13 protein-coding genes and 1 riboswitch are annotated in these 10,811 nt (G+C 38.4%); all 13 genes read right to left on the bottom strand.

Translation table 11 applies throughout. The features are described 5' to 3' along the window. Positions 1–258: 258 nt before the first annotated feature. The 13 genes from sufB to QBK89_RS14205 all read right to left on the bottom strand — a co-directional run bounded on the left by sufB (position 259) and on the right by QBK89_RS14205 (position 10,780). A complete protein-coding gene (gene sufB / locus QBK89_RS14265; RefSeq protein WP_284141729.1) occupies positions 259–1,656 on the bottom strand; it encodes a Fe-S cluster assembly protein SufB in 1,398 nt (465 codons plus the stop codon). A gap of 52 nt (positions 1,657–1,708) precedes the next feature. Then, positions 1,709–2,143, bottom strand: a complete 435-nt coding sequence (gene sufU, locus QBK89_RS14260; RefSeq protein WP_284141728.1) for a Fe-S cluster assembly sulfur transfer protein SufU — start codon at positions 2,141–2,143, stop codon at positions 1,709–1,711. Next, on the bottom strand, positions 2,133–3,353 hold the full coding sequence (locus tag QBK89_RS14255; protein ID WP_284141727.1) for a cysteine desulfurase: 1,221 nt from the start codon (positions 3,351–3,353) through the stop codon (positions 2,133–2,135). Before QBK89_RS14255 ends, sufU begins: the two co-directional genes overlap by 11 nt. Further along, positions 3,353–4,660, bottom strand: a complete 1,308-nt coding sequence (gene sufD / locus QBK89_RS14250) for a Fe-S cluster assembly protein SufD (RefSeq protein WP_284141726.1) — start codon at positions 4,658–4,660, stop codon at positions 3,353–3,355. Before sufD ends, QBK89_RS14255 begins: the two co-directional genes overlap by 1 nt. A 17-nt stretch (positions 4,661–4,677) precedes the next feature. Further along, positions 4,678–5,463 (bottom strand): Fe-S cluster assembly ATPase SufC, encoded by a 786-nt coding sequence (gene sufC, locus QBK89_RS14245; protein WP_284141725.1) that lies wholly within the window; start codon positions 5,461–5,463, stop codon positions 4,678–4,680. Positions 5,464–5,720: 257 nt separating this feature from the next. Next, complete coding sequence (locus QBK89_RS14240; protein WP_284141724.1) at positions 5,721–5,891, bottom strand: YuzK family famiily protein; 171 nt, start codon at positions 5,889–5,891, stop codon at positions 5,721–5,723. A gap of 270 nt (positions 5,892–6,161) precedes the next feature. After that, the gene (locus tag QBK89_RS14235) at positions 6,162–6,998 is read right to left on the bottom strand and encodes a MetQ/NlpA family ABC transporter substrate-binding protein (protein WP_284141723.1); all 837 of its coding nucleotides are present in this window, start codon (positions 6,996–6,998) and stop codon (positions 6,162–6,164) included. Between the two features lie 12 nt (positions 6,999–7,010). Then, the gene (locus QBK89_RS14230) at positions 7,011–7,679 is read right to left on the bottom strand and encodes a methionine ABC transporter permease (protein ID WP_284141722.1); all 669 of its coding nucleotides are present in this window, start codon (positions 7,677–7,679) and stop codon (positions 7,011–7,013) included. Further along, positions 7,669–8,700 carry a methionine ABC transporter ATP-binding protein gene (locus QBK89_RS14225; protein ID WP_284141721.1) on the bottom strand — a complete coding sequence of 344 codons (1,032 nt, stop codon included), beginning with the start codon at positions 8,698–8,700 and terminating at the stop codon, positions 7,669–7,671. Before QBK89_RS14225 ends, QBK89_RS14230 begins: the two co-directional genes overlap by 11 nt. Positions 8,701–8,806: 106 nt before the next feature. Continuing rightward, positions 8,807–8,916: riboswitch (SAM riboswitch) on the bottom strand. 67 nt (positions 8,917–8,983) lie between these two features. Beyond that, the gene (locus QBK89_RS14220) at positions 8,984–9,304 is read right to left on the bottom strand and encodes a thioredoxin family protein (protein ID WP_284141720.1); all 321 of its coding nucleotides are present in this window, start codon (positions 9,302–9,304) and stop codon (positions 8,984–8,986) included. Positions 9,305–9,415: 111 nt separating this feature from the next. Then, on the bottom strand, positions 9,416–9,766 hold the full coding sequence (locus tag QBK89_RS14215) for a toprim domain-containing protein (protein WP_284141719.1): 351 nt from the start codon (positions 9,764–9,766) through the stop codon (positions 9,416–9,418). A gap of 100 nt (positions 9,767–9,866) precedes the next feature. Next, positions 9,867–10,250 (bottom strand): glycine cleavage system protein GcvH, encoded by a 384-nt coding sequence (gene gcvH, locus QBK89_RS14210; protein ID WP_284141718.1) that lies wholly within the window; start codon positions 10,248–10,250, stop codon positions 9,867–9,869. 170 nt (positions 10,251–10,420) lie between these two features. Continuing rightward, positions 10,421–10,780 carry an arsenate reductase family protein gene (locus QBK89_RS14205; RefSeq protein WP_284141717.1) on the bottom strand — a complete coding sequence of 120 codons (360 nt, stop codon included), beginning with the start codon at positions 10,778–10,780 and terminating at the stop codon, positions 10,421–10,423. Positions 10,781–10,811: the final 31 nt, after the last annotated feature.

Genomic DNA, 10,811 nt, shown 5'->3' with positions numbered 1-10,811 from the left:
TCGCTTTGACTTGGTCAATAGAATAACCTCCCAATCGCTATATTTTTATCTTACAATAAAAAAACTGAACTGCGAAGCAAGAGCCGTACGCTCTCCTACTTACACAGTTCAGTTTACACTCCCGATGAATAAATCGTCCATTTTCTCCTCTTTTTAGGCACAAAACCAATTCCATTTAGGCACAAATTAGGCATAAGCCTCTTTTTGCTCGTTTATTGATACCACTCAAAGTCAGTCATATCAATCGTTACATCATTATTATCCAATCGAACCTTCCATTTCGAACTTGATAAGTCTGTTCATTTCTACTGCGTATTCCATTGGTAATTCTTTTGTAAATGGCTCGATAAAGCCCATTACGATCATTTCTGTTGCTTCTTCTTCTGTAAGGCCACGGCTCATTAAATAGAAGAGCTGTTCCTCTGAAACCTTCGAAACCTTTGCTTCGTGCTCTAGTGAAATGTTATTGTTGTATACCTCATTGTATGGAATCGTATCTGAAATAGATTCATTATCCATTAACAATGTGTCACACTCAATATTCGCACGTGCATTTTCTGCTTTTCTGCCAAAGTGAACGAGTCCACGGTAGTTTACTTTACCACCTTGTTTGGCAATCGACTTCGATACGATTGTTGAAGAAGTGTTTGGAGCTAGGTGATGCATTTTTGCTCCTGCATCCTGCACTTGACCACGACCAGCAATGGCGATGGAAAGCGTATGTCCGCGAGCACCTTCTCCGCGTAATAATACGGCAGGATACTTCATTGTTAGCTTCGAGCCGATATTTCCATCAATCCATTCCATTGTTGCATTGGCATCACAGGTTGCACGCTTCGTAACAAGGTTATACACATTGTTTGCCCAGTTTTGAATGGTTGTATAGCGGCAATATGCATCCTTTTTAACAAAGATTTCAACAACTGCACTATGCAAGGAATTTGTCGTATATACTGGTGCCGTACAGCCTTCTACATAATGAACAGATGCACCTTCATCAACAATGATTAATGTCCGTTCAAATTGTCCCATATTTTCCGAGTTAATCCGGAAATATGCTTGTAGTGGTGTAGTTGTTTTGACACCTGGTGGAACATAGATAAAGGAACCACCTGACCAAACAGCAGAGTTTAAAGCTGAGAACTTATTATCTGTTGCTGGAATTACTTTACCAAAGTATTCCTTAAATAATTCTTCATGCTCCTTTAATGCTGTATCTGTATCTTTAAAAATAATCCCTAGTTCTTCTAGGTCTTCCTTTAGACTGTGATAAACAACCTCTGATTCATATTGTGCAGAAACACCTGCAAGATATTTTTGTTCCGCCTCTGGAATACCGAGCTTATCAAAGGTACGCTTGATTTCCTCTGGTACTTCATCCCAGGTTCTTCCTTGTTTTTCAGAAGGCTTTACATAATAAACGATTTCATCGAAATTTAATTCGGAAAGATCTCCACCCCATTGTGGCATTGGACGTGAATAAAAATGCTCTAATGCTTTTAAGCGATAATCCAACATCCACTGTGGCTCTTCCTTCATACTGGAAATTTCTTCAACTATTTTTCGTGTAAGACCTTTTTCGGTACGAAAAATAGATACGTCTTTATCACGAAAACCATATTTATATTCTTCCATCTCCGGCATATTTTTTGCCATTGAATACAACCTCCTTTAATTATTTTCGGCTATCCTACCTTGATAAAAAGCTTTATTCGTTTTCTTCCTGTTCATGCACACCTTTTTCCATCGCTTTCCAAGCAAGTGTTGCACATTTAATACGAGCAGGAAATTTTGATACGCCATGTAGGGCGGCAATATCATCTTCGAATTCGACTTCTTCTCCTAGCATCATATTGGAAAAATCCTTTGACATAGCTAAGGCATCTTCTACCTTTTTCCCTTTGATTGCTTGCGTCATCATCGATGCAGACGACATGCTGATTGAACAACCTTCTCCGTCGAACTTCGCATCTGATACAATGCCATCCTCTACCTTAAGCTGAAGCTGTATCCGATCACCACATGTAGGATTGTTCATATCTACCGTTAGAACGTCCCCTTCAATCTTGCCCCGATTTCGTGGGTTTTTATAATGATCCATAATTACTTGTCTGTATAGTGAATCGAGGTTATTAAAAGACATCACCAAAATACTCCTTTGTTTTCAAGAGTCCTTCAACTAATTTATCCACATCTTCTTCTGTATTATATAAATAGAAGCTAGCTCTAGCTGTTGCTGTTACATCTAACCATTTCATTAGCGGCTGTGCACAATGGTGGCCTGCTCGAACAGCAATGCCTTCTGCATCAAGCACGGTTGCAACATCATGTGGATGTACATCATCTAAGTTAAAGGTTACAAGTGCTGCTCTTTCCTTTGGTCCATAAATGCTTATCCCATCAATCGTACTTAATTTATCCATTGCATAATGCGCAAGCTTTTCTTCGTGCGCAGTTATTGCATCCATGCCAATTTCGTTTAAGAAATCAATCGCAGCACCAAGTCCAATTGCACCAGCAATGATTGGTGTACCTCCTTCAAACTTCCAAGGAAGCTCTTTCCAAGTGGAATCATATAAGTTAACGAAGTCGATCATTTCGCCACCAAATTCCACAGGCTCCATCTGTTCTAAAAGTGCACGTTTTCCATATAATACCCCAATCCCTGTTGGAGCACCCATTTTATGACCAGAAAACGCATAAAAATCACAATCTAATTCTTGAACATCCACCTTCATATGTGGTGCGCCTTGAGCGCCATCAAGTAGAATTACGGCACCATTTTCATGGGCAATTGTCGCAATCTCTTTAACTGGATTAATCGTACCAAGCACATTTGAAACATGGGCAACAGCAACAAGCTTTGTTTGCTTTGTAATCGTTTCACGAACAGCATCCAATGAAAGTGTACCGTCTTCTTCTAACGGAATATACTTTAATGTCGCTCCTGTTGCTTTTGCAGCTTGCTGCCAAGGAATGATATTGCTATGATGCTCCATTGGCGTAATAACAATTTCGTCGCCTTCCTTTAAAATCTGGCGCGCATAGCCGTAAGCAACGGTATTAATCGCTGTTGTTGTACCACGTGTAAAAATAACTTCCGCTGATGACTTCGCATGAATAAATCTGCGGACCTTTTCGCGAGCTCCTTCATATTTATCCGTTGCTCTTGATCCTAGTGTATGCACACCGCGATGAACATTAGCATTGTCTTCACGGTAATAAGCGTCGACAGCTTCAATTACCGAAAGTGGCTTTTGTGCTGTTGCGGAAGAATCTAAATAAACTAATGGGTGGCCATTGATCTCCTGGTTTAAGATCGGAAATTGCTGGCGAATGGATTTTACATCCATTAGTAAACTTTCCTTTCAATCACTTGCGTCAACTGTTCCTTCACAGACGCAATTGGAAGCTGGCTTACAACTGGAGCAAGGAAACCATGGATTACTAATCGTTCTGCTTCTGTTTTTGTAATTCCGCGGCTCATTAAGTAATAAAGCTGTAACGGATCTACACGTCCAACAGATGCAGCATGGCCTGCCATAACATCATCTTCTTCAATTAATAAAATTGGGTTGGCATCTCCACGTGCTTTCTCACTTAGCATAAGCACACGTGACGTTTGCTCTGCGTTTGATCCAGAAGCACCATTTTCAATTTTCCCGATTCCGTTGAATATATTAGTAGCACTGTCCTTCATAACACCATGCTGTAAAATATATCCTTCTGCATTTTTACCCCAGTGAACTGTTTTAGCAGTAATGTTTTGCGTTTGATTCCCGCGACCAACTGTCACTGTTTTTGCGTGACATAACGAATTATCACCAATTAAATTCGTAATGTTTTCAGAAACTGTATTGCCATCATTCATTTGTCCTAATGCCCAATCAATCGTTGCATCACGATAAGCAATCCCACGACGATTAATATAAGTTGTCGTTCCAGCAGCAAAGTTGTCTACTGCACCAAATGAAATCTTCGCATTGTTATGGGCAATAACTTCCGTAATAATATTGGCAACAGATTCTTCTTCCTCATTATGAGAAATATAGTTTTCTACATAAGTTAAAGAACTATTTTCATCAGCTACAACTAATACGTGATTAAAGAAAGCATTATCAGGTGCTTCATTCCAGAATACAACTTGTAATGGCACTTCTATTTGCACGTTTTTCGGAACATAGACGAATATCCCGCCATTCATCAATGCAGCATGTAATGCAGTTAAACGATGCTCATCAACAGAAACTGCATCTTTCATATAGTAACGTTTCACTAATTCCTCATGCTCCTGCATCGCTGTAAAGATATCCGTGAATATAACACCCTTATCCTTTAAATCCTTGTTCATCGAACTAAAAGCAAGCGATTGATTGCGTTGAATCAACAGATTTTCTGGTAGGTTATCTTTATCAAAAAAATCTTGTATTTCAACTGGTAAATTTGTCATCGAAATGGAATTGCCTTCTTTGTAGTCATGGGCAAAGCGTGTGAAATTCCATTTGCCTATTTTTGTTTTGTCAGGCTTGGGCATTTCAAGCGTCTCTGCTTGCTCCAATGCTTGAACACGCAATGACTTCATCCATTCCGGCTCTTTCCTGCCTTCGGAAAACTGGACAATATATTCTTTCTCATATGGCAGCTTTGTTTCAACAGTCATGTTACCCCTCCTAACGATTATGCATTTTGCTCGATTGTTTCGTCTTCAATACCTAGTTCTTCTTTTAGCCACTCATATCCTTCTGCTTCTAGACGGTGTGCTAGTTCTGGACCACCGGATTTCACTACACGACCTTGCATCATAACGTGCACATAATCAGGTGTAATGTAATTCAATAATCGTTGGTAGTGGGTAATAATTAAGCAGCCAAAGTTTTCACTGCGCATTTTATTAATTCCGTTGGATACGATTTTCAATGCATCAATATCTAATCCAGAATCAATCTCATCTAAAATTGCGATTTCTGGCTTCAATAGCATGAGCTGAAGAATTTCGTTTCGTTTTTTCTCCCCACCAGAGAAACCTTCATTTAAATAGCGCTGTGCCATGTTTTTGTCAATATCAAGGAAATCAAGTGTGTTATCCATTTCCTTAATAAATTTCATTAATGGAATTTCGTCGCCTTCTTCACGACGTGCATTGATGGAAGATCGTAGGAAGTCTGAGGTTGTTACACCGCTAATTTCGCTTGGATATTGCATCGCAAGAAATAGTCCTGCACGTGCTCTTTCATCCACTTCCATTTCTAATACATCTTCACCATCAAGTAAGATGGATCCTTCTGTTACTTCATATTTCGGATGTCCCATAATTGCGGACGCTAGGGTAGATTTACCAGTTCCGTTCGGTCCCATTACCGCATGGAATTCGCCACCCTTTATTGTAAGGTCTACACCTTTTAATATCTCCTTGCCTTCAATTGAAACATGAAGATTCTTAATTTCTAGTGTTGATCCAGCCATATCTATACCTCCATATATTATAATTCTTTATTTTCTTGAGAAAATTTTACATCCATTCTCAATTTATTCTCATTACAATCTTAAATCATTTCGAATCTATATTCAACTCTTTTAAATGTCTTCCTTTTTAATTCCATTATAATGGGAATACCCTTTCCAGCCTTATTTCCAAAGAACTTAATGAAGCATTGCTTGAAGGCACCTATATACATAAAAACTGGTGCCTTCTTTATTGAAAGCACCAGTTGTTCATTTCCCTATCTATGAAGCTGACTGTCTATCTCAGCAATTATTTGTTTACATTGTTGGTAATCCTTGTGACGCCGTTTTTCCACTGCGAGTCGATTGTCAAGCTTGCGACTGTACTCCTCATATCCCATCTTATGCGACTGCTGCATTGCTCTTTCCATTTCGGAAGTGTAATTCATCTTTATTTCACTAGTAATAGTGAATCATCCTTTCGTTTTGTTTACGATATAAAGCGTAACACAAGGACTTTACCCTCCACAAAGCGCAAATAAACGAATAATAACGAAAGGATTTGGATTTACCTGACTGATGAATAATTAGCACGTTTTCTTCCTTATTATTAGGAATTTACTCGCAAATGCTAACATATACAACCGAATCATCAAAGTGCGGCGTTAATCAATGCGTGAGTAGCCGTTTCAGACACAATAAAAGTGACTCAATACTGATTATTTTTCGCCGCCAACTGGAACGACAGCGCCTTTATATTTTTCAAGAATGAAATCTTGAATTTCTTTTGAATGTAACACTTCTACTAATTGCTTTAAATTCGCATTCTCTTTATCTTCCGTTTTTACAGCAAGCACATTCACATATGGTGAATCTTCATCCTCAATAAACAGCGCATCCTCCAACGGATTTAAGCCTGCACCGATAGCATAGTTTGTATTAATCGCCGATAGTACATTTTTTTCGGAATGATAAAATTCTGGCAGTAATGCTGCCTCATAATCTGGAGAGAATTTTAATTTCTTTGGATTTTCTACAATATCATCTATCGTTGCAGCTGCTTTTTCTACGCCGTCTTTAAGCTTAATTAAGCCCGCTTTTTCGAATAGTGCTAATACACGACCATGGTCGGAAACCGAATTACTTAATAACACCTCTGTCTCCTCAGGAATAGCATCAATACTTTGAATATCCTTGGAATAAACACCCATTGGTTCAATGTGAATACCAGCAATATAATCAAGATCATAGCCGGTATCCTTTACCGTTTGCTTTAAATATGGTATATGCTGAAAATAGTTGGCATCTAATTTGCCACTTGCAAGATCATCGTTTGGAAGAATATAATCCTGATATGGATCAATGTTTAATGTGATCCCTTTTTCCTCAAGCAGTGGTTTTGCTTGTTCTAATATTTCTGCATGTGGTTCACTTGAAGCACCTACTGTAATTTCCTTGCTTTCCTTGTCCCCTGCTGCACTCTTGTCGCCACTCGTACCACAAGCTGCCAATAAACCAAGAACAACAATAAATAATAATGCCGCTAATTTTTTCATCCTTCATTTCTCCTATCTTTTATCTATTTTATTTGCTATATAATCTCCAATAAATTGGAAAATAAACACAATCACGACAATAACGATCGTACAAACGAGAACAACATCAAAATCACGTCGTTGAAATCCAAAATAATACGCATAATTTCCTAATCCACCTGCGCCGATAACCCCTGCCATCGCCGTGTAGCCAATAAGTGCAATGGCCGTAACGGTTATTCCAGAGATTAATGCTGGCATTGATTCTGGTAGGAGCACTCGAAAAATAATCGTTCTTGTTTTAGCTCCCATTGCTTTCGAAGCTTCAACTACTCCTTTATCTACCTCCTTCAAGGCGATCTCCACTAATCTGCCATAAAAAGGAGCTGCACCAATAATAAGTGCAGGTAACGCTGCATTCGGTCCACGGATTGTTCCCATTAAAAAGTTAGTAAATGGAAATAAAAGCAATATTAATATAATGAAAGGAATAGCGCGAAAGATATTTACAAAGGAAGCAACAATTAAGTTAATAAATTTATTTTCCCATATCCCGCCTCGCATCGTGAGATAAAGCAGAAGTCCAAGTAAGATTCCGAAAATAAAGGTCCCCACTAAAGCAAGGATGGTCATATAAAATGTTTCATAGGTTGCCTGCCACAGTTCTTCTAGCTTCAAGGCAGGAAACAAATTAGTGAGCATCGCGAATCACCTCCACTTCGACGGAAGTATTTTTCTGGATAAAGGTAACTGCTTCTTCCATATCAGAAGAATCCCCTTTTAATTGAACAAATAATGTTCCATATGCTCCGCGCTGTGTTTGTGTTATTTTTCCTTGTAAAATATTAATATCAATTGGATATGCTTTTGCCACCTGACTAATCAGCGCCTGATTTGTTGTTTCACCGATAAAATGAAGGCGAATTATTCTTCCTTCATTGTATGTGTTTATTAAATGGTGAATGGACTCACTTTCATCTGCTACTCCCATTACTTGCTCTACGAATTTTTTCGTGACCGTTTGCTGTGGATGCAAAAATACGTCTAACACATCACCTTGCTCTACGATGCGCCCGTTTTCCATGACAGCTACACGGTTACAGATTTTACGAATAACATGCATTTCATGAGTAATTAAAATAATCGTTAATCCAAGCTTTTCATTGATATCAACTAATAAATCAAGAATCGCGTTCGTTGTTTCTGGATCTAGTGCAGATGTAGCTTCATCACAAAGTAATAGCTTCGGCTTGTTTGCTAATGCTCTCGCGATTCCGACCCGTTGCTTTTGACCGCCACTTAATTGGGAAGGATATGCGTTTTCTTTACCTGATAAGCCAACAAGATCGATTAGCTCTTGCACTCGCTTCTCGCGTTCTGCAGTAGGAAAACCCGCAATTTCCAATGGAAATGCGATATTGTCCTTTACTGTTCGCGACCAAAGTAAATTAAAATGCTGAAAGATCATGCCGATATCCTGTCTAGCTATACGTAAATCCTTTTTATTTAATTGCGTTATTTCTTGATTATTGATTTGAATCGATCCTTCGGTTGGTTCTTCAAGTCGATTTAAAAGACGGATAAACGTACTTTTTCCTGCGCCACTGTATCCAATAACACCAAAAATTTCTCCTTCTTGAATGTCTAGGCTTAGCTGATCAACGGCGGTTATTTGCTTATTATCGAATGTAAATATTTTTTGTAATCCCTTAATCGAGATCATATAATCCCTCCTCTTCTACGCCTTTACGTTCTATTATGCCCAACTAACGAAAAAACGCCCTTCTGTAAGAGAACAGAAAGACGTTTCGCTATATCATCTTTACGTTCTCTCATCTTCCAAAGCCGAAGCCTTGCAGGAATTAGCACCGTTCCAGACAGATGTCTGAAGGTTGCCGCGGTTTCAATGGGCCTGTCCCTCCACCGCTCTTGATAAGAGATAATCGCTATTTAATTTTTAATGGATAATTCACATATTAGCATCATTGGTTCCGTACGTCAACCAATTATTTTTCTTCTTTCGTAAATAATGTCGGTTCATACGTTAACAAATACGAATATAGATTGGATATCGATTGAAATGCATACACTTTTTCCTTTACTTCATTCTTATCTTTAATCAGTAAACAAGGAACACTTTCAATCTGATAATCATGCATAAATTCGGGATATAACGAGGCGTTCATTTCATAGAAGATTGCTGTCTGATGGACACTTTCAATTTTTTCTAGCATCGCTCTCGCTACACTACAAGTGCCACAAAATGGTGTATATATATAAAGTAGATAATGGTCTTTTTTTAATGTTTCTTCTGTTACCTGTTTCAAATAATCACCCTAGTAATTAATCTATCTAAAAAAACGTCAAACAGTGGAAGTTCGTACATTCCCCTCTTTATTTAGAAGTATTGTATCGTATGTGAAATGACAAAGTACTACCTAAAGAAGAAAGCTTGAATCAATCGCAATATGCTTTGTAGCCAATGCAGCTGCTAAAATCGCTCTAGGTGTATCCGCTACTTCGCGATATTCACTACTCGTGAATATATCAATGGCATGAGGCAATTCTTGCTTTAATTGCTTACGAAGCTTCCAGCCTGACTCATCCTCATCAACTAAAATATACACTTCTTTATTATCTAAATCATAGCTATCCATAAGGTCATCAAATTTCTCAACACCAAGCGTTCCATTTGTACAAATGATCTTTACCGCTTCTGTAATAAGCTTTTCAATCTGCCTTTTATCTGTCAAGCCTTCCACAATAATTACCTTTTCCGAATGATGCATTGTTCGCACCTCTTTGTTACATAATATTGTCCCCCAAAAAGGCGAATAAGGCTGACTGTAGTCCTTAGAACCTTAGTCAGCCTTATATAATGACTAGAAATTAGTCTTCTTCCGTTACCGCTTGATATTGCTCTGCGGATAAGAGGTCATCGAACTCTCCCTCATTAGAAGGCTCAATTACGATCATCCATGCTTTTTCATATGGTGATTCGTTCACAAGCTCGGGGCTGTCCTCTAATTCTTCATTCACTTCCACTACTTTACCACTTAGTGGCGCATAAAGCTCAGAAACGGTTTTTACAGATTCCACACTTCCGAATGGTTCATCTGCTTCAATCTCATCTCCTACTTCAGGAAGTTCGACAAATACAATGTCCCCTAGTTCGTCTTGCGCAAAATAAGTAATACCAATACGTACTTTTCCGTCTTCTTTTTTAACCCATTCATGTTCTTCTGAATATAATAAATCCTTTGGTAAACTCATTAAAATCCCTCCGTTAATTCATTGCAATTTTACTATACTAGGTTATGATATTTATTGCTAGCAATTCATCTTCAAGAAAAAGACATCCGTTTTTCTTGAAATTTACTTCAGCACTTTCTCCCTCTATGTCATCGCTTAGGGGAGGTTGTTGCCCATTACATGGAATAAAACTATTTTAACCACGTTGCCTCATACGTCTCTTCCTTAAAACCAACGGTAACTTTTTTACCATCAGTCACAATAGGACGCTTAATTAGCATACCATCAGTTGCAAGGATAGAAGCCATTTCTTCGTCACTTGCCCCAGCAATTTTTTCTTTTATGTTTAGCTCACGATATTTTTTTCCACTCGTATTGAAAAACTTTCGTGCTGGAAGCTCACTGTTTGATATGAGCTGTAGAAGTTCATCCTTACTTGGTGGATGCTCTACAATATGTATTGCTTCATAATCAATCTGATGCGTATCAAACCATTTTTTCGCCTTTTTACACGTACTACAATTCGGATACCAATAAAACGTTAAAACCATCGTTATCCCTCCTTTCTTATATGTAGGTTTC

It is taken from the genome of Virgibacillus sp. LDC-1 (assembly GCF_030137545.1).
Classification (GTDB): Bacteria; Bacillota; Bacilli; order Bacillales; family Amphibacillaceae; genus LDC-1.
Note: the sequence above shows the minus strand (reverse complement) of the source record. Positions and strands in the feature narration are given on the sequence as shown.

Coding starts and splice junctions, on each gene's coding strand:
- sufB (WP_284141729.1), bottom strand. CDS start 1,656: ATGGCAAAAAATATGCCGGAGATGGAAGAATATAAATATGGTTTTCGT.
- sufU (WP_284141728.1), bottom strand. CDS start 2,143: ATGTCTTTTAATAACCTCGATTCACTATACAGACAAGTAATTATGGAT.
- QBK89_RS14255 (WP_284141727.1), bottom strand. CDS start 3,353: ATGGATGTAAAATCCATTCGCCAGCAATTTCCGATCTTAAACCAGGAG.
- sufD (WP_284141726.1), bottom strand. CDS start 4,660: ATGACTGTTGAAACAAAGCTGCCATATGAGAAAGAATATATTGTCCAG.
- sufC (WP_284141725.1), bottom strand. CDS start 5,463: ATGGCTGGATCAACACTAGAAATTAAGAATCTTCATGTTTCAATTGAA.
- QBK89_RS14240 (WP_284141724.1), bottom strand. CDS start 5,891: ATGAATTACACTTCCGAAATGGAAAGAGCAATGCAGCAGTCGCATAAG.
- QBK89_RS14235 (WP_284141723.1), bottom strand. CDS start 6,998: ATGAAAAAATTAGCGGCATTATTATTTATTGTTGTTCTTGGTTTATTG.
- QBK89_RS14230 (WP_284141722.1), bottom strand. CDS start 7,679: ATGCTCACTAATTTGTTTCCTGCCTTGAAGCTAGAAGAACTGTGGCAG.
- QBK89_RS14225 (WP_284141721.1), bottom strand. CDS start 8,700: ATGATCTCGATTAAGGGATTACAAAAAATATTTACATTCGATAATAAG.
- QBK89_RS14215 (WP_284141719.1), bottom strand. CDS start 9,766: ATGCATCATTCGGAAAAGGTAATTATTGTGGAAGGCTTGACAGATAAA.
- gcvH (WP_284141718.1), bottom strand. CDS start 10,250: ATGAGTTTACCAAAGGATTTATTATATTCAGAAGAACATGAATGGGTT.
- QBK89_RS14205 (WP_284141717.1), bottom strand. CDS start 10,780: ATGGTTTTAACGTTTTATTGGTATCCGAATTGTAGTACGTGTAAAAAG.